20 protein-coding genes and 1 pseudogene are annotated in these 18605 nt (G+C 58.4%); 12 read left to right on the top strand and 9 right to left on the bottom strand.

Annotated elements, in window-relative coordinates:
- Window positions 1-43: 43 nt before the first annotated feature.
- The 4 genes from ACZ5YD_RS00990 to ACZ5YD_RS01005 form a co-directional block, all read right to left on the bottom strand.
- Window positions 44-1045, bottom strand: a complete 1002-nt coding sequence (locus ACZ5YD_RS00990) for a DUF63 family protein (protein WP_004594600.1) — start codon at window positions 1043-1045, stop codon at window positions 44-46.
- Window positions 1042-1266 (bottom strand): DUF7123 family protein, encoded by a 225-nt coding sequence (locus ACZ5YD_RS00995; RefSeq protein WP_004594599.1) that lies wholly within the window; start codon window positions 1264-1266, stop codon window positions 1042-1044. Before ACZ5YD_RS00995 ends, ACZ5YD_RS00990 begins: the two co-directional genes overlap by 4 nt.
- A 17-nt stretch (window positions 1267-1283) precedes the next feature.
- Entirely contained in the window at window positions 1284-3890 is a 2607-nt protein-coding gene (locus ACZ5YD_RS01000) for a heavy metal translocating P-type ATPase (RefSeq protein ID WP_004594598.1), read from the bottom strand.
- A 94-nt stretch (window positions 3891-3984) separates the two neighbouring features.
- Complete coding sequence (locus ACZ5YD_RS01005; protein WP_148416538.1) at window positions 3985-4575, bottom strand: AsnC family transcriptional regulator; 591 nt, start codon at window positions 4573-4575, stop codon at window positions 3985-3987.
- A 134-nt stretch (window positions 4576-4709) separates the two neighbouring features.
- Between ACZ5YD_RS01005 and ACZ5YD_RS01010 the strand changes: the two genes are divergently transcribed.
- Window positions 4710-4907, top strand: a complete 198-nt coding sequence (locus tag ACZ5YD_RS01010) for a heavy-metal-associated domain-containing protein (RefSeq protein WP_049938510.1) — start codon at window positions 4710-4712, stop codon at window positions 4905-4907.
- 71 nt (window positions 4908-4978) lie between these two features.
- Window positions 4979-7762: an aconitate hydratase AcnA gene (acnA, locus tag ACZ5YD_RS01015; RefSeq protein WP_379739263.1), complete on the top strand. Its 2784-nt coding sequence runs from the start codon at window positions 4979-4981 to the stop codon at window positions 7760-7762.
- A gap of 68 nt (window positions 7763-7830) precedes the next feature.
- On the opposite strand, the gene ACZ5YD_RS01020 is transcribed toward acnA, so the two are convergent.
- Entirely contained in the window at window positions 7831-8331 is a 501-nt protein-coding gene (locus tag ACZ5YD_RS01020; RefSeq protein WP_379739260.1) for a CBS domain-containing protein, read from the bottom strand.
- Window positions 8332-8549: 218 nt separating this feature from the next.
- On the opposite strand from ACZ5YD_RS01020, the gene ACZ5YD_RS01025 reads away from it, so the two are divergent.
- The 3 genes and pseudogenes from ACZ5YD_RS01025 to ACZ5YD_RS01035 form a co-directional block, all read left to right on the top strand.
- Entirely contained in the window at window positions 8550-9137 is a 588-nt protein-coding gene (locus tag ACZ5YD_RS01025) for a hypothetical protein (RefSeq protein WP_204365967.1), read from the top strand.
- A 188-nt stretch (window positions 9138-9325) separates the two neighbouring features.
- The gene (locus tag ACZ5YD_RS01030; RefSeq protein ID WP_004594588.1) at window positions 9326-9724 is read left to right on the top strand and encodes a hypothetical protein; all 399 of its coding nucleotides are present in this window, start codon (window positions 9326-9328) and stop codon (window positions 9722-9724) included.
- Window positions 9725-10007: 283 nt separating this feature from the next.
- A pseudogene (locus ACZ5YD_RS01035) lies at window positions 10008-10180 on the top strand (universal stress protein); the annotation flags it as partial.
- A gap of 11 nt (window positions 10181-10191) precedes the next feature.
- On the opposite strand, the gene ACZ5YD_RS01040 reads toward ACZ5YD_RS01035, so the two are convergent.
- Both ACZ5YD_RS01040 and ACZ5YD_RS01045 read right to left on the bottom strand, forming a co-directional pair.
- A complete protein-coding gene (locus ACZ5YD_RS01040) occupies window positions 10192-10590 on the bottom strand; it encodes an SHOCT domain-containing protein (RefSeq protein WP_049909614.1) in 399 nt (132 codons plus the stop codon).
- 30 nt (window positions 10591-10620) lie between these two features.
- Window positions 10621-11181, bottom strand: coding sequence for a DoxX family protein (locus ACZ5YD_RS01045; protein ID WP_004594586.1), 561 nt, complete (start codon window positions 11179-11181; stop codon window positions 10621-10623).
- A 114-nt stretch (window positions 11182-11295) separates the two neighbouring features.
- On the opposite strand from ACZ5YD_RS01045, the gene ACZ5YD_RS01050 reads away from it, so the two are divergent.
- From ACZ5YD_RS01050 to ACZ5YD_RS01070, 5 genes are all read left to right on the top strand, one after another.
- Window positions 11296-11646: an ArsR/SmtB family transcription factor gene (locus tag ACZ5YD_RS01050; RefSeq protein WP_004594585.1), complete on the top strand. Its 351-nt coding sequence runs from the start codon at window positions 11296-11298 to the stop codon at window positions 11644-11646.
- Between the two features lie 3 nt (window positions 11647-11649).
- On the top strand, window positions 11650-11925 hold the full coding sequence (locus ACZ5YD_RS01055) for a DUF7521 family protein (RefSeq protein WP_379739254.1): 276 nt from the start codon (window positions 11650-11652) through the stop codon (window positions 11923-11925).
- 137 nt (window positions 11926-12062) lie between these two features.
- A complete protein-coding gene (locus tag ACZ5YD_RS01060) occupies window positions 12063-12458 on the top strand; it encodes a hypothetical protein (RefSeq protein ID WP_004594583.1) in 396 nt (131 codons plus the stop codon).
- 146 nt (window positions 12459-12604) lie between these two features.
- Window positions 12605-12802, top strand: a complete 198-nt coding sequence (locus ACZ5YD_RS01065; protein WP_004594582.1) for a heavy-metal-associated domain-containing protein — start codon at window positions 12605-12607, stop codon at window positions 12800-12802.
- Between the two features lie 131 nt (window positions 12803-12933).
- A complete protein-coding gene (locus tag ACZ5YD_RS01070) occupies window positions 12934-15216 on the top strand; it encodes a copper-translocating P-type ATPase (protein ID WP_379739249.1) in 2283 nt (760 codons plus the stop codon).
- 321 nt (window positions 15217-15537) lie between these two features.
- On the opposite strand, the gene ACZ5YD_RS01075 is transcribed toward ACZ5YD_RS01070, so the two are convergent.
- The gene (locus tag ACZ5YD_RS01075; RefSeq protein ID WP_379739246.1) at window positions 15538-16425 is read right to left on the bottom strand and encodes a DUF8172 family protein; all 888 of its coding nucleotides are present in this window, start codon (window positions 16423-16425) and stop codon (window positions 15538-15540) included.
- A 53-nt stretch (window positions 16426-16478) separates the two neighbouring features.
- Window positions 16479-16775, bottom strand: a complete 297-nt coding sequence (locus tag ACZ5YD_RS01080) for a PadR family transcriptional regulator (RefSeq protein WP_006183479.1) — start codon at window positions 16773-16775, stop codon at window positions 16479-16481.
- Window positions 16776-16909: 134 nt separating this feature from the next.
- Between ACZ5YD_RS01080 and ACZ5YD_RS01085 the strand changes: the two genes are divergently transcribed.
- Window positions 16910-17077: a DNA-binding protein gene (locus ACZ5YD_RS01085; protein WP_004048632.1), complete on the top strand. Its 168-nt coding sequence runs from the start codon at window positions 16910-16912 to the stop codon at window positions 17075-17077.
- Between the two features lie 207 nt (window positions 17078-17284).
- Window positions 17285-18529, top strand: coding sequence for an RNA-guided endonuclease InsQ/TnpB family protein (locus tag ACZ5YD_RS01090; protein ID WP_379739242.1), 1245 nt, complete (start codon window positions 17285-17287; stop codon window positions 18527-18529).
- Window positions 18530-18605 lie beyond the last annotated feature (76 nt).

Below are 18605 nucleotides of genomic sequence, written 5' to 3' on the forward strand. Positions count from 1 at the left end.
GGACGTTCGTGTCATCGGTTTTTGCCAATCTTTGAGGCCATCGTTAAGCTCCCAACAGCATCCGAAGTGACCCACGAACGCCCATCGGGAGTCCGATCGCTCCGATGAAGAACGTCATAAGCCACCACCACGTGTGATTCATCTCCTCTTTCGCATCGGCGAGATACCACACGATGCCGACAGTCACGACGAGTTTCAGCACGAACGTCGATCCGGAGAATCCAGTCGCCTGGTACACGAGATTCGTCACGACCAGCTTTGGGGAGTAGCCGAGGAACGTCACACCGATGAGATTCTGCGCAGCGTCCCACAACTGGCCGAAAACGGCCAGCAGAATTAGCGGGTGTCGAAGGTGTGTGATATTGACGAAACTCGCGCCCCAGTAGTAGAGTGCGGTTACGCCGAGCGCTATCCCCGTCGTCGCGACAGGAACCCATAGGCGGAGTGGGGTCGATGTCGAGAGGCCGTGCCAAACAGCCCACCAGACGGCCCCGACAGCCCACACCGACCCGACGAGCCCGACTGTTAGCGGGATAGATCCGATATTTTGGTCACGCAAGAGTGCACCGACACCGAGCGCGAGGATGGTGACAGCGGTGACGACGATGTAAATCGATGGCGTGATGAACCACACCGCGTAGTCCCCGAGCAGCCCGAGATCCTCGAGGGCGCGCATCGCCCCACCTGCGATGATGATCGGAGCGAACCCGTAGGCCAGTCGTGCGTCGAACGTGACGTCGAGTTGGTCGAGATACGCACGTAGTCCGGGGAGGCTGTATACGACTGCCGCGAGGTAGATTACCGTGTTCACCGCGTTGTAGCCCTGGACAGCACGAACCCCCTCGTGCGTGACTGGCTGACCGGCCGCATCGGCGACGACTGGTCCCCAGAGATACTGCCAGATGAACCGGTCGTAGACCAACGTCGGAAACACGAGGATGCCCCCACCGAGGAGGACGAGCGGGGCCAGCAGGTACAGCGCCCACCACTCGCGTGAGCCGGTCTCCGGAAGGACAGTCTCGACGCGGCGGGTGACAGTACTCACGACCCGTTCACCTCCAATCGCCACGTCGTGCTTTTCGAGCGCCCCCACTGTTCGAGTGAAACGATTGTGAGTTCGTCCTGGAGCTGGCTGAGATACTGCGCGACTGCCTTGGGAGATCCGTCGAGGTCGCTGGCAATCTCGCGAGCCCGGAGGTATGTCGGTTCGCTACTGGCTGTCTCGACGAGGTACCTTCGAACCGTGTGCCGGGAAATATTCGACATTGATCTAGAGGTGACGGTTAGCGAAGAAATCCGAAGAGCTTGTAGTCGTGATCGGGGGTGTACCGCCGGAACAGGAGACTGTTCGTCAGCACCGACACCGACGAGAACGCCATTGCTGCTGCAGCGAGCACGGGCTGGAGGAGGCCGAGCGACGCTAACGGAATCATCGCCGTGTTGTAACCGAGCGCCCACACGAGGTTCTGTTTGATCTTCTGGAGTGTCGCGTCTGAGATTCGGATCGCCTTTACCACGTCGAGCGGGTCGTCTCGCATCAGCGTGACGTCTGCAGCTTCGATGGCGACGTCGGTGCCGGAGCCGATTGCTGTCCCGACGTGTGCGACCGCGAGTGCCGGAGCGTCGTTGACGCCGTCACCGACCATCATCGCCTGCCGGCCCTCGTCTTGAATACTGTCGACCGCGTTGGACTTGTCCTCAGGAAGGACTCCTGCGCGGACGTTCTTCGGGTCGATACCCACCTGTTTAGCGACCGCACGGGCAGTTCGCTCGTTGTCGCCCGTAATCATCATCACGTCAACTCCCCGCTCTTGGAGTGCTGTGACAGCCTGCTTGGAGCTTTCCTTCACTGTGTCGGCGTCGGCGACCACACCCACGAGCTCCCCCTCGTAGGCGACCAGCATCGCCGTCTTCCCCTCGTTCTCGAGGCGTTCCATCGTCTCCTCAGCGGGAGAGGGGTCGATCCCGTTGTCCCGCAGCAGCTTGCGGTTGCCGACCAGCACCTCGCTGTCACCAATGACTGCTTTGATCCCGTGGCCCGGAACGTTCTCGAAGTCGTCAGGCTCAGTCACGTCCAGGCCGCGTTCTTCGGCCCCTTCGACGATTGCACGGGCGAGCGGGTGTTCGCTGCCGCTTTCAGCTATCGCCGCCAGTCGAAGCACATCATCCTCTGAGAGGCGCTCACGGGTGCTGAGCTGTCCACCATCTGGGGTCGGCTCGCCACCGTCAGTCACCACATTTCCATCGCTATCAAAGACGACCACGTCGGTGAGTTCCATTTCACCCTCCGTGAGGGTGCCCGTCTTGTCGAAGACGACCGTGTCGACGTCTTTTGCGCGTTCGAGGATGTCACCGCCCTTGAACAGGACGCCGTTCTGGGCACCAATCGTCGTCCCGACCATCGTCGCTGCGGGCGTCGCCAGCCCCAGCGCACAGGGACAGGCGATGAGGATCGAGGACGCGAAGACAATTATCGCGAACTCGAAGACTGAAACGGTCCCACCGACCGGGGCCGGGCCGCCAGCAACCTGACCCCACAGCGGGAGCCAGTCGACGAAGCCAGCGAGAGCCTCGGGGAACAGGAACCAGACGACACCCCAGAGAAGGGCGTTCGCGATGACCGCAGGCACGAAGTACGCGGAGATGCGGTCGGCGAGATTCTGGATGTCGGGCTGGCGCGACTGGGCCTCCTTGACTGTCTGGACGATCTGTTGGAGGGCCGTGTCTTCTCCAACCTTCGTCGCCTCCACGACAAGGACGCCGTTCTCGTTAATCGTCGAGCCGACGACCTCATCGCCCTCCTCTTTCTCGACAGGCACAGATTCGCCAGTGACCATTGACTCGTCGACGGCAGACTGACCGTCGACAACGACACCGTCTGTGGGAATCTTCTCACCTGGACGAATTTTCATCCGGTCACCAGTTGTGACCTCTTCGAGTGGAACTTCTTCTTCACTGCCGTCCTCGCGGACAATGGTCGCCGTTTCGGCTTCCATTTCGAGGAGCTTTCGGAGGGCCTCACCCGCTTGGCCCTTCGACCGAGCTTCGAGATAGTTACCCAACGTGATGAACACGAGGATGAGGGCTGCCGTGTCGAAATAAAGTCCACCTGCAATGAGTTCAGCAAGGACTGCCACAGAGTATAGATAGGCCGTTGTTGAACCGATCGCAATCAGCACGTCCATATTGGCGCGGCCGTTCTTCACGATCGCCTTGTACGAGTTCTTATAGAACGGCCAGCCGAGGATCGCCTGTACCGGCGTGGCGAGGAGGAACTCAACCCAGCCAAGTTCCACACCGAAGACGGCTTCAGGGACGATCGCGCCACCGAGCAGATAATTGTCGATGAGGAAGAAGAGCAACGGTGCCGATAACACTGCCCCAAAGAGGGTCAACCTGAGTTGTTTCCGAGTTTCGGCTTGACGGGCGGCATCTCGTGCGTCCTGGCCCGACTCTTCGTCGGCACCATCTTCGCGGACGGGCGAGTAGCCAGCCTCCTCGATAGCATCGTACAGCGCACCAATAGATACTTCCGCAGGATTGTAGGTGACCTGTGCTTCGTCGGTTGCGTAATTGACCTCCGCATTAACGACGCCCGGAATATTTTCAAGAGCGGTTTGGTTGGTCTCGGCGCAGTTGGCACAGGTCATATCGGAGATGGCAATCGTTACCGTCTCAGAGACTGCGCCGTACCCGGCCTCGTCGATCGCGTCGTAGATTTCTTTGAGCGATACCTCTTCAGGGTCGTAGGTGACGGAACCCTCGTCGGTGGCGAAGTTCGCATCCGCCTCCGATACCCCGTCGAGCGATTCGAGAGTGTCCTGGATCGTCGCCGAACAGTTGGCGCAGGACATTCCCGTGATATCAAGATGGATTGTTTGGCTTGTCATGCTTGTTCTACTATACGGGGTCTAGGTTTAGGCGATTTACTGCTTCGAGAGGCGGGGTTTCGACTGCAGGAAAATTTGGATTCCAAAGACGGCGTTACGCTCCCTCTTCGAGTCGCTGATACCGATCGTCGAACCGTGTGAGACAGGACGGACAACAGAAGTGATAGATCTCTCCGTCGATTCTCGTCGTTTCACCTTGATTATCAACGGTATTGTTACATTCATCACAGGTGAGTGCAAATTCGACGCCATCAACGGACGGCGTCCATTCAAGCTCGTCAATTAGTGTGACGGTGTAATCTGCTACATCGATCTCGTTAAAGAGTCCATCTACCCACTGACGTACGTTCTGGGCTTCAACACGGGCATAGAACCAAAGATCTCCTTCGGAGGTCGTGAAGACGTGTTCAACGCCATCTGACTCTCGAGCCCGCTCGCGGGCGGCCTCCAACGACGCTGAGCCGATTTCGGCCTGAATAAATACCGGTACACCAGCTCGGAGATGAGCCCGGTTGACGTCAATCGTGAAGTTGTTAATGATGCCAGCTTCCTGTAATCGCTTTACCCGGTCAGAAACGGCTGGCCCCGACAAGTCGACCTCCTCGCCAATATCGCTGAACGGGCGGCGGGCGTCATCAGCGAGTAACGAGAGGATTTCTAAGTCGGTTTCATCCAAATTGCGCATACGACCGCTTCGTCTCGCAGGATACATTATTGTTGCCCACAACACACCTTCGAAATCGGTGATCTAGGGCTGCGACAACATTGGATTCTAAGCAGAAAACCACATAGAATACTCGCCCCTATCTACGAATGGATATGACTCAGACAATCACCGTCGAAGGAATGACCTGTGAACATTGCGAGCAGACCGTCGAAGAGGCACTCGAAGAAGTTGAGGGGGTTACGTCCGCTACTGCGGATCGTGACTCAGAATCCGCGACGGTCGAGGGGTCCGCTGAACGGGATGAGCTTGTGACTGTGGTCGAAGACGCTGGATACGATGCCTCTGCGTAACAAATCCCGATTCTCGTCGAATCGGATTCGGAGAGGGATTGATACGACTGCCAATCCCAGGTGTAGATACTATGACTGATACACTTCCGTTCGATGCCGTCCGCGAGCTCGACGTCGACGGGACGACGTACAAGATGGCCGATCTTCGAGCACTCGAAGAGCAGGGGCTCTGTGACCTCGACACGCTCCCTGTGAGCATCCGTATTCTGCTTGAGTCGGTGCTCCGGAACGCCGACGGCGAAACTGTTACTGCAGCGGATGTCAAGAATGCTGCTGGCTGGAAGCCAGACGTACCGGACGCAGAGGTTCCGTTCTCTCCATCACGAGTCGTCCTACAGGATCTCACTGGCGTGCCCGCAGTTGTCGACCTGGCGGCCCTTCGATCCGAAGTCGACCGCAAAGATCGGGACCCGACCCTGGTCGAACCAGAGATCCCTATTGATCTCGTAATCGACCACAGCGTCCAAGTCGACTACTTCGACTCCGAGGACGCCTACGAGAAGAACGTCGAACTGGAGTACGAGCGCAACGCCGAACGGTATCGCGCGATCAAGTGGGCGCAGAACGCCTTCGAGAACTTCAACGTCGTCCCGCCGGGGACCGGCATCGTGCACCAGGTGAATCTCGAGCATCTGGGCCGGATCGTCCACGCCCGCGAGCGAGACGGTGAGAAATGGCTCCTGCCGGACACACTCGTCGGCACGGACAGCCACACCCCAATGATCGGTGGCATCGGTGTGGTCGGCTGGGGCGTCGGCGGCATTGAAGCGGAAGCGGCAATGCTTGGTCAGCCGGTCACGATGAAACTTCCCGAGGTCGTCGGCGTCCGCCTCGAAGGCGAATTACCCGAGGGCGCGACGGCGACGGATCTCGTGCTCCACATCACCGAACGGCTCCGCGAGGTCGGCGTCGTCGACCGGTTCGTCGAGTTCTTCGGTCCTGGTGTGGAGAATCTCACAGTCCCCGACCGGGCCACGATCGCCAATATGGCGCCCGAACAGGGCTCGACGATCAGTATGTTCCCGGTCGACGAGCAGACGCTCGAGTATCTCGAACTCACCGGGCGTGACCCCGCCCACATCGACCTTGTTCGCGAGTACCTCGAAGCGCAAGGGCTATTCGGAGAACAGGAACCGGAATACACCGAGGTCGTCGAGTTCGATCTTTCGACTGTTGAGCCGAGTCTCGCCGGACACAAGCGGCCACAGGACCGGATTCCGATGGGGGACGTGAAACAGAGCTTCCGGGGACTTCTCCACGGGGAGTTCGAAGACGACCTCGATGATGTCGACGAAGACGCCCTACAGCGGTGGCTCGGCGAAGGTGGTGCAGCTGGTGCGGAGACCGACGGCGGTGTTCAGGTCGAACCCGAATCGGAACTGCACCCGTTAACCAAACGCGTCGAGGTCGACCTCGACGGTGAGACAGTGGAAATTGGACACGGAGACGTCCTCGTCAGCGCCATCACGAGCTGTACGAACACTTCGAACCCGTCGGTGATGATCGCTGCTGGTCTGCTTGCCCAGAACGCCGTCGAGAAAGGTTTAGATGTCCCGCCGTACGTCAAGACGAGTCTCGCACCCGGCAGTCGTGTCGTCACGCAGTACCTCGAGGAATCGGGCCTGCTTCCGTATCTCGAAGAGCTCGGGTACGCGGTCGTCGGCTACGGCTGTACCACTTGTATCGGGAACGCCGGACCACTTCCTGATCCCATCGATCAAGCGATCGACGACCACGACCTCTGGACGACGAGCGTCCTCTCCGGGAATCGGAACTTCGAGGCGCGTATTCACCCGAAGATCCGCGCGAACTACCTCGCGAGCCCGCCGCTCGTCGTCGCCTACGGCCTCGCAGGGCGGATGGACGTCGATCTCGAGAACGAGCCGCTAGGCACCGACGAGGAGGGGGAATCGGTGTATCTGGCGGACATCTGGCCCGACGCAGCGGACGTGCAGGCAGCAATCCACGAGAACGTCTCTCCTGAGATGTTCGAGGAGAAGTATGCCTCTGTGTTCGAGGGTGACGAGCGGTGGGCTGCTCTCGACGCGCCCACTGGTGACGTCTACGAGTGGGACGACGACTCGACATACATACGAGAACCGCCGTTCTTCCAGGACTTCCCGGTAGAGAAACCCGGCGTCGCCGATATCGAGGAGGCACGCTGTCTGCTGACGCTCGGGGACACCGTTACGACCGACCACATCAGCCCTGCTGGCCCCTTCGGATCTGACCTCCCTGCCGGCCAGTGGCTGCTCGATCACGGCGTCGAGCCGCACGAGTTCAACACATACGGCGCGCGCCGGGGCAACCACGAGGTGATGATGCGGGGAACGTTCGCCAACGTCCGCATCGAGAACGAGATGCTCGACGATGTCGAGGGTGGCTATACGATCCACCACCCAACCGACGAGCAGACGACCGTGTTCGAAGCCAGCCAGCGCTACCGCGAGGAGGGAGTCCCGCTCGTCGTGATGGCGGGCGAAGAGTTCGGAACTGGGTCTAGCCGGGACTGGGCGGCGAAAGGAACGGACCTACTCGGTGTTCGCGCAACCATCGCCGAGAGTTACGAGCGCATCTACCGCGACAACCTCGTCGGCATGGGTGTGCTCCCCCTGCAGTTCGATGATGACGACTCGTGGGAATCTCTTGGTCTGGATGGGTCGGAGACCTTCACGATCCAGGGCCTCGATGACGGGCTCGACGTGATGGACGAACTGACCGTTATCGCCGAGCGTGCGGACGGATCGACTGTCGAGTTCCCGGTCACAGCACAGGTCGGCACGCCGGCCGCCGTGACCTATATCGAACACGGCGGCATCCTCCACTACGTCCTTAGACGGCTCCTCACGCGATAATCTCTCTCCACTGACTCTATTTCTGGAAGCACAAGCAACACGAATAACTTTGAGTCCAAATTAGCGTTTCAATCGTGCGTAGACTCTGTTCGGATGATGCCCGCTACGTTATCCATCTGAGCTGAAACGTGTGCGCTCTCACCAGCAACATGCGTAATTAAATCGTCCAGAGTGATCATCCCGATAACGCTCCCGTCTTCAACAACCGGGACGTGTCGAGCACCCGCTTCGTTCATTTGTCTCAGGACTTTTGGAATCTCAGCATCTGCTGGCACAGTAAGTGGGTCACGCGTCATCACGTCAGCAGCTCGTACGTCATCTCCACTCGTCTCGGCTGTGAGCACACTTAACTCGCTTTCCTCGGTGAGCAGGTTAGCAATCAGGTCTCGATCGGTGATGATACCAGAGATCTGATCGGATTCTGCCACCACCACGTACCTGGCACACCGCGATTGGGAGATCATCGTGTGAGCGATCTCTGCAACCGTGGCGTCAGGCGTGACACGGGCGACCGACTCGTCAGCAATCCGCCCAATGTCCATCCGGAGGTCAGTTGGTCTGGTACCCATGCTAATCAGTACGATTCATAACAGGAAATAGCTTAGCATCAGCTGGTCGTCATAGAAATCCCCGGCTCTGTTGAAATCCTCAGTATTTGATAGTTTTGTACCCTCAATCGATCAGTACAGGTAATGCAGGTATCGATCCAGATGTGAGAGCGATCGAGACCCAAATACGGGTTTGAGCGTTCCTCACGACATTATGAACTGGAAACCTCTTTCCCCACGTGAACCGACGGACGTACCTTGCATCTGTATGTGCTGCTGGCGTCGCCGCAACAGCAGGATGTAGTACAATTTCGGGTAGCAAAACACTCTCTGAACCGACTGTAAATACGGAATCTAGCGGGAGGAAGGCTCTCATTTTCACAGAGAACGACGAGGAGGTCGGTCACTTAAGTGTCGATGGAAGCGTGACATCCGGACGTATCGATCTATCGACCGAGATATGGCACCGGGGCGGGACGAACGTGGAATCGATCAAACTGAGAGTTTGGATGCCCGAAACAGCAATGGAATCCCCCGCAGAGGTCGCCGTCGTCTCGCCAGTGGAAGGGGATAGCTCTCCACCACCATCGGTAGCACTCTATACGCCTGATCAAGCGCTCGGAACGATCATCGAGATCACCGATTTAGACGACCTCGCAGACGAAACCATCAGCACACTCAATCTCATCGTAATTCCGGGGTCAGAAACGGCTACACGCCTCAATATCCACACAACCATCGAACTCTCGGGTGGCGGCACTCTCAGTAGTGACTACACGCTGGATGGCGAACTCCAGTTAGTGTATCCACATCTCAGTGATAAGTGACGGACCGGCCCTCCACTGATCGAGAATCAGTTACCACCACTCGGATTGCAGACGCGGTCTTACCGCTGACTCGGTCGTTCAGATCTACAATCATCACCCGCAAATCGTTCAGGATAGGTAGTATACATAGGTGTATAGCCGGTTGAGTATCCGAATCACTATGACACTCCAACCGGGATAGCACCCACATGAAGCGGCGTGCCCTTCTCTTACTCGGTGTGACTTCGCTGTTCGGCGGCTGTCTCGAAATTGGCGAGAACCGGCCACAACCACAGCTCGCATGGATTTGGTTACAGAACGACCGTGAGGAAGAGTACGAAGTTGACGTGGTCGTCGAAGAGGACGGTAAGTCGGTGTTTTCCGAAACGTACCAGTTGGGAGCGACGTCGGATACTGCAAACATCAACGTGGAGGACCCTGTCGATGAGCCAGGTCACTACGTCGTCCGGACCATGATGGATGGCGAAACCCGTGAGGTCGATATAGCCGAGTTCGTTGACGGCGACGAGAACTGCGTCGGAGTTCGATTCTCGTTACTCAACAATGGAAGTGTAGAGTACTGGCCGAAATCCATGCAGCAATGTTAGGTTTGCACTTTTCAGCGACCAGCTGTTTCGGACGAGTATGAGTCTGAAGAGAAGGATTTAAACAGAGCCAAACCCTCGACTCTTCAACCCTGAGAGACGATAATCTCCAAACTTTGTGAAGTTACAAAAGGTGTTACCAGCTACGCCACTATCCAAGAGCGATGGTTATTATGAGTTAGTTTCTCCGGGGAAAGAGGATGTACGACAAGATTTTGCTCTCAACTGACGGGGCGTTGCTTTTGAGGAGGCTGAATCTCACGCAATCGCGGTAGCAGAGGCCAGCCGACTGGCAGAGGTGATTGTACAGTATGCTGACGCCGAAGATATGGATCTACTTGTGCTCGGACGAAACACCGACCGGAAGAATACCGGGCTTTGCTTAGAAGCGTAACCGACCGCGTCCTGCGATTGACGACCCGCCCAGCAACCGTCGTGAAGACGGAAGTCGACGAGTAGCGGAAGAACAGTCAGTAACGGCCGCCGTCAGGCGTGAGTCGAGCACGCCGGCGTTCGAACTCCTCGTCGTCGATTTCGCCACGAGCGTACCGTTCCTGGAGGACAGCGAGTGCGCTATCCTCGGTGGGGCCGTCCGATGACGACCGCGTTGTCAGCCAGTAGACGATGTAGACGGGGAGGGCGATTAGAAGTGCCATCCACAGCAAACCGATCAACATTATCCCCCAGCTCCATATTCCCCACCCGGCCATGTGACCATCATTCCACATCCCGTCATGCCAGTCCCACATAACTGTATCTGGAACAGCAGCATGCGTCAGGGTCATTCCAATGATGACGGCTAGCGTCAGTGCTCCGATGACGATGAGTCCCAGAGAACGAATCCCGCGTGATTGAATTGGATTTTGCATTATTGTACTCCTGAAGAGAGTTCGGCGTGGTTAGCCGAGGATGTATTCGAGGGCGGGGTAGCGCTCGACGAGCGCTTCTCCACCGATCTCGTACTGTTCGATGTACTGGTCGAGCCCGAGGATGCGGCCCGCGGCGAACGCGGCGACCGCGAGGAACACGAGCATGTACGCGAAGTCCCCGTTGATGAACCCGTGGCCCATGTCCCAGTTGCCGAAGTAGAACATGAGCATCATGAGCGCGCCGAAGAACGCCGCGAGGCGGACGAACGCGCCGACGAGCAGGCCCAGTCCGATGAACAGCTCGCCCCACGGGACAGCGACGTTGGCGAATTCGACGAACCACGGCGTCGAGCCCATCCACGCGAACAGGCCCGCGAGCGGGTTCCCGTTGGTCGCCGCGACGTTCGACAGGTAGCCGCCAGCGCCGAACTCGCCGGTGATCTTCGTGAACCCAGAGTACGCGAACGCGTACCCCATCATGAGACGGAGCGCGAGCACGAACCACGCACTGAGACTGTGAACTTTCCCGCCGACGGTCAGGCCGCCGACTCTGCTCTCGAGCTGGTTCATGCCGGAGTCAAGTGTGGACATAGTTATTGCACCTTCAACTATCAGTACGGAGGCAGAGACGATATAGTAGCGAGCCGGCGTTCTGAGTCAGAAAATCGGCGGGCTATATTACGCTCCTGTCGCGAGTAGAGACGTGTGACCGAGGAGTCCGACCCGTCGGAAATCTTCGCTACACTCAACGACGAGTACGCTCGCGACATCCTCGTGGCGACGAAGACCGACCGACTGTCTGCGAAGGAACTCAGCGAGGAATGTGACATGTCACGCCCGACCGTCTCACGCCGTGTCACCCGCCTCGTCGAGCAGGGCCTCCTCGAGGAGTATACGCACGTCGACCCCGGGGGACGACACTACAGCGAGTATGAGGCGCGCCTCGAACGCATCGAAATCCTCCTGCAGGCGGAGGGCTTCGACGTCAACATCGACATCCGGCCTGACCCCGCCGACCGGATTACGACCATCTTCGAGGAAATGCGGGGAGACTGAATCATGGACCACACGCTATTCGTCATCGGCAAACTGTTCACGACCGCGTTAGCACTGGTCATCGCATATCAGGCCTATCGCGGGTACCAACGACATCACACGCAGTTACTCCTGTACGTCGCCGCCGGCTTCGCATTGGTCGGGCTTGGCGGCCTCCTTGTAGGCGTCCTCTTCGAACTCCTCCAGGTGTCGATCTTCGAAGCAGGATTCGTCGCAGCACTCGTCACCGCAGCCGGGATGCTGTCTATCCTCTACGCCCTGTATGCCCCGAATCCATAAGGATTCAGGACGCCCATTCGACAAGCGGCCTCTGCGCGTCGTGCCCGGTTCGAAGCCGCTACTGTTCGGACTCCCCTCGTTCTCGATAGTGTAGCGTCGCAGTGGGAGTTATATCCATATCGGTCGTACCATATCGTATGATTCGAACACTCGTCGGTGTCCTCGGCGCTATCTCAGCGCTGTTCCCGGACGAAATCGTCGAGCTCTTCGAGAAACTCGCGATTTCGAATCCAGACGAGGGAACAGTGAGAGGGTGGATACGTCCAGCAGTCCGGTCGGAGGGTGTTCTGATAGCTGCGCTTTCACTCTTTAACGGGCGAGCATACGCGTTGCTGATGAATCTTACCGGCGTGTTCGGCGCGATAGTCCTCTTATTTCCCGACCTGTATCAGAGATTTGCCACCGCGTTCCTGTACGAGCGTCCAGAGTCGATAGAATGGAACGAGCGATTCCGCTTGGGCATTCGGGCTATCGGCGCACTCTATGTCTTTTTAGCGGCGAAGACGTACAGGGAGCGTCACAACGATACTTGAGCCTTCTCGCTATTGACACCTGGCGCATCCGATGTCTAGTTCGTTACGGCCGCAGGTATCGCTTTGAATCTAAAGTTTGAGCCCCACGATATCAGTATGATCGAAGGGGAAATCCGCTAAAGAGAGGAGGCCGTGTGTATCCCTGTATGACGACGACGATCATCGTGGAAGGCATGACGTGCGGTCACTGTGAGCAGACGGTCGAAGAGGCCCTCGAAGAGGTATCCGGCGTGACTGACGTGACCGTCGACAGGGAGAGCGAACAGGCGAGCGTCGATGGTGAGGCAAATGTCACAGCTCTCGTGGAGGCCGTCGAAGACGCCGGGTACACCGCTTACGCCTGAGAATCGCGCGGACCACTCCGAGACAACGGCCAACCGTTGTCTTTGAAGCTTCGCTACGCTGGTCCTGCTGTACAGTTCAGTGGGGAAGATTCAGGGGGCCAGCGGATCCACCTCTACAGAGAATATGGGCTATGGACGACCACAAAGATACAAATGAGAATCTCCCTGGAGGGGAACACCAGCAGGACGACAGCAGTCACCAGCACGAACACGGCGAGCAGGATGAATCGGACGCCGAGTCGGACGAGCAGCGGGTAGAACAGGACCTACTGGAAGAAGAGGCACACCCTGCTGCGGAGAGTGAGACAGTGCTCGACGAGCAGCACGAGCACGCTGGACACGAGGGCGAAGGACACGACCACGGTTCCCATGAGGGCCACGGTGAGGGGCATGGCGGGATGCACAAGGGCCACGAGCAGATGTTCCGCCGGCGCTTCTTCGTCTCGACGCTCCTGTCGATCCCAGTCCTGCTATACAGCGAAATGCTGCAGGAGTGGCTCGGGTTCTCCGTCCCCGCGTTCCCGGGCAGCGAGTGGATCAACCCCGTCTTCGCGGTCATCGTCTTCGCGTACGGTGGGATGCCGTTCCTCCAGATGGCGGTACCGGAGCTGAAAGATCGGTCGCCGGGGATGATGACGCTCATCTCGATGGCGATCACCGTCGCGTTCGTCTACAGCCTCGCGAGCGTGGTCTTCCCGACGCAGTCGGCGTTCTTCTGGGAACTCGTCACCCTGATCGACATTATGCTGCTGGGGCACTGGATCGAGATGCGGTCGGTGCGACGGGCCTCGAGTGCGGTCGACGAACTGGCGAAGCTGATGCCGGACACCGCCGAGCGGATTACCGACGGCGGCGACACTGAGGAGGTCCCGGTGAGTGAACTCTCCGAGGGCGACCTCGTACTCGTCCGGCCGGGTGCGAGTGTCCCTGCTGACGGCGTCGTCGAAGAGGGAGACTCCGACGTCAACGAGTCCATGATCACGGGCGAATCGAAACCGGTCTCGAAAGACCCCGGCGACGAGGTCATCGGTGGGACGATCAACGGCGACGGCAGCCTCCGCGTGCGCGTCGGTGCGACGGGCGAGGAGACGACGCTCGCGGGAATCATGCGCCTCGTCGAGGAAGCCCAGCAGAGCAAATCCAAGACACAGGTACTGGCCGACAGAGCGGCAGGCTGGCTGTTCTACGTCGCCCTCGCGGCGGCAGTCGTGACAGCAATCGCGTGGACGCTCGCGGTCTCATTCGACGCAACGGTCATCGAGCGCGTCGTCACAGTGCTCGTCATCGCCTGCCCGCACGCACTCGGGCTCGCCATCCCCCTAGTGGTCGCAATCAACACGTCATTGGCGGCTCGCAACGGGATGCTGGTCCGGGACCGTATCGCGATGGAGGAGGCGCGGAACCTGGACGCCATCATCTTCGACAAGACGGGGACGCTCACCGAAGGCGAACACGGCGTCGTCGACATGGCGACCGTCGAGGGCGTGGAAGAAGACGACGCGCTCGCACTGGCGGCGGCTGTCGAGAGTGACTCCGAACACATGATCGCCCGAGCGATCCGCGAGGCCGCCGACGAGCGCGATCTCAGCGCCCCTGATGCGTCCGGCTTCGAGGCGATCAAAGGCCGAGGGGTTCGCGCGAACGTCGACGGAAACGAGGTGTACGTTGGCGGCCCGAACCTGTTGACCCAGCTCGATAGCGAGATCCCCGACCATCTCCAGCGCTTCGCTGACGAGGCCGGACAGAACGCCCAGACAGTGGTGTATCTCGTTCGTGACGGAGAGCTAATTGCCGCCTTCGCGATGGCCGACGTGATCCGCGAGGAGAGTTTCCGCGTCGTCGACGCCCTCCACGATCTGGGTATCGAGGTGGCAATGCTGACAGGGGACTCCCAGGACGTCGCCAACGCCGTCGCCGACGAACTGGGCATTGACACGGTGTTCGCGGAGGTCCTCCCCGAAGACAAGGACGAGAAAGTCCAGGAACTCCAAGACCAGGGGAAGCTCGTGGGGATGGTCGGCGACGGTGTGAACGACGCGCCGGCGCTGACCCGGGCCGACGTCGGTATCGCGATCGGGAGCGGCACCGACGTCGCCGTCCAGTCGGCCGACGTCATCCTCGTCCAGAACAACCCGATGGACGTCGTTCGGCTCGTGAAACTCAGTAAGGCGAGCTACCGGAAGATGCAGGAGAACATCGTCTGGGCGGCCGGCTACAACGTGTTCGCGATTCCGCTCGCAGCAGGCGTCTTGGCACCGATCGGGATTCTGCTGTCTCCCGCCGTGGGCGCGCTCCTGATGTCTCTGAGTACGGTCATCGTCGCCATCAACGCTCAGCTGCTCCGCCGCGTGGACCTGTCCATCCCCGAGCTTCCAAGCGGGACACCAGCGACTGACGCACAACCTGCAGACTGAACCGCTCCCGATCGCTTCGGAGCTTCTTTCAATTGAGTTCGGTTGATGGACAGCAAATGGCGACACTGCGTAATTTCGGTGGGTATCGCTATGCGGTCACCGATTCCACAGTTTTCCCGAGGGGTACGTAGTTTGGTATACACAGACGCTTTCTCTGATGGGCTATATTGTTGCGCCAGCACTAGGTTTATACCGTTAGACGGACTTCTTTCCAATATGAGCCTCGAAGAGACGGTTGACTACCTCGCCGAGGAACTCGACCTCGAGCGAAGTGAACACGTCCGTGAGGTTGGTCAGTCGGTCGCCGAGCTTCGCGACTGATCAAAACATTTCTCTGAAGTCTCGTTCGACCAGTCCGTTCTCCAGATACGTGATGAACTCTTGTTTCGTTGGTCCTTGACGGTCAAGTAGATCGTCCCGTCCTGCTCGTTCGAGAACTGCCTGCGCGAAGTCCGTACAGTGAGATTCGTGCTGCCCAGCATACTCTGTGAGGGCTTCTCGCCAGTGCATATCCAGCTCGAACTCGGCTAATCGGATTTGGATCCCATCTTTCCGTTCGACGAGGTCGACGTCCAGCTCTTCGAGTTGCTTGAAACGGAGGTTGTTTCGGCGGACAGTAATGAGCCGCTTGGAATCGACGATATAGGGATCGACCCACTCTCGCCAGGAATCGTCGTCGACGTGCGTTCGTGGCATCTCAAAATCCGGGTCCACACTCTCAATACAGAACTGCAGCATCGCGATGCCAGTTCGATGATTCGCATTCGGGAGGGAATGTCGGAGGATCAAATTCGACATCACCTCTCCAGCGACGGTCGGAAGCGGTGCTCCCCAGGAGACGTGATCGAGTGCCTGCTGGATCTTTTGCGGTTCGAACTCCTTGTAGAGCCGGAACTCATCCTCATCTCGAACATCGACCGCGGCTTCGAGCAACTCTACTAATCGGAATGCGACAACCTGCCCAGCACGGGGGAGGTCACGAATACGGTCGCTCAGCCATTCCTGATCGAAGTCGACCTCTTGGGCAGATTCGATCTCTGACTCGCCTTCGTAGAGCACATAGACCGGTGTGTCAAAGGGATACCCGATGAGCTTTGTCGACTCGTCGGATTGCTCTCGCTGAGACAGGATCTCTGCCACCGATGCCGAGCTATATTTGAGTGAGAAATTCTCGGCCTGGGGGTGGTGATAGAAGACGAGCCGAGCCATCTTACTGTGGATTCGTGGGAAGTGGGTAAAGCAGTCCCGCTTTTATAATGATTCTACGACGGAGTGGGTGCGTTCACATCTTCTAAATACTGACTTTCCCACTCACGTCGCGCCTCGATTTCCCGTAATCCCCGTTGCGTGACCGTATACACGTTCGTCCGCTTGTCGAGTTCACCCTTCTCCAGCAGTCCTTTATTGACGAGGTCGTCGAGATTCGGATAGAGGCGGCCATGATTGATCTCCTGCTCGTAGTAGTCGTCGAGTTCGTCCTTGATTGCGAGCCCATGTGGTTCCTCGAGCCCGGTGGTTACGTACAAGATATCCCGCTGGAACCCAGTTAGATCGTGCATCTGCCTGTTCCCTATTTTTGAGGGGTGGCATATGTTCTCTCTGGTACTCAGAGGCGAATTCGGCGTGACTGGCCAGGAAGACTACGTGAGAACTTCGAACCTTTATATGGTGGACAGGAGAATTCCGCGATGGAATGTCTGACCTAATCGTCAAAGCAGCCGTGAAGGACGCACTTTCGGACCACAACGTCTCGGCAGATTTCTACGACGCCCTCAACGAAGAGGTCGCCGAACTGCTCGACGACGCCGCGGAGCGTGCTGAGGCCAACGATCGGAAGACGGTCCAGCCCCGCGACCTGTAGGCCTGCGTAACGCAGCCAGCCCAGGCACTCGAACGTAGCTTTTTGAGGTTCCTGTTCAGCATAATTCGAGGTGGAGCCTCCGATCTCAAGGAGCGAGTGTAGCGAACGAGTAGGTCGGAGAGGAAACCGACAAAGGACGACGCAACCGCACGACGGTAGCTACCCGACTCCCAATATTATAAGAACCGCCGAGTGGTAATCTGAAATATGGAGGTGCGTCGAACTGCGCCGGTCAAACTCGTTGTTCCCGATGAGCGGCGCGACGACCTCCACGAATCTGCGCGACAGTTCCTCTACTGTGCGAATCGTGCTGCCGAGTTCTGTTGGGACGACGACTCCTACATGAGCTGCATCACTGCGAACTCAACTGCGCGAGACGCACTCTACCCGGAGCTGCGGGAAGAAACTGATCTCACTGCCAACCTCGTTCAAGAGGCCATCCGACGCGCCGTCCAAGCGACGAAAGGGTGCGTCGAACGATGGAAACAGGGCAAGCGTGTGAGCCAACCGGAGTTCACTTCGTGGAGCATAGTCTACGATAAGCGAAGCGCCACATTCTACCGGAACAAAGTCTCGCTCTCCACCGTCAACGGACGTGTTGAGTGCGACTTTGAACTCCCGGCGGACAGCCCAACGCCCTACGAACAGTACGTTCTCTCAGAGGAGTACGAGTTCCGGGCGAGCACACTGCAATACGACAAGACGACTGACGAGTTCTATTTCCACATCACGACGCGAAAGTACGATGACGACGAGTCCGAGGTTTCGGCAGATACCGGGCACCAAACAGTCCTCGGTATCGACCTCGGCGTCAACAGCCTCGCAGTAGCTTCGACCGGCACGTTCTGGCAGGGCGACGACTACGACCATTGGTGCCGCGAGTTCGAGAAGCGACGTGGCGAGATGCAACGGCGCAGCACGCAGGCCGCACACAACGCCCTGCTTCGCCTTGGAAAGCGAGAAGAAGCCTGGCGGAAGCAGTACATTCACACGGTTGCCAATGAGATCGTTTCGGAAGCCGTCGAACACGACTGCGACGTGATCGTGTTCGAGGGTTTAACCGACATCCGTGAGCGTCTCCCGCAGGCTAAATGGCACCATGTTTGGGCGTTCCGACGCCTGTACGAGTACGTCTCCTACAAGGCACCAGAACAAGGCGTCTCCGTGGAGCAAGTCAAGTCGAACTACACGTCCCAGCGCTGTTCTCGGACGGATTGTGGGTTCACGAACGAAGCGAATCGCCACGGAGAACACTTCGAGTGCCAGAAATGCGGTTACCAGGTGAACGCGGACTACAATGCAGCGAAGAATATCGGGCTACGCTATGCCCGAAAGCAGAAACACAGACTCCGTTCCTCGCCCACGTCGGGGGGCGGAGACGCACCAGTAGACGTGCGTATAAATGGTGGGACGTTGAACGGCGAGAGTCACCAGCCTGTTGCTGGGGATTGATTGCCGGGAGTCCACATCAAAGCCCTACCCTCAAGGACCGAGGCGCAGAGCGCCGAGGGTGTAGGGTAGGGCAGTT

The sequence above is a fragment of the Halopenitus salinus genome, assembly GCF_055397165.1.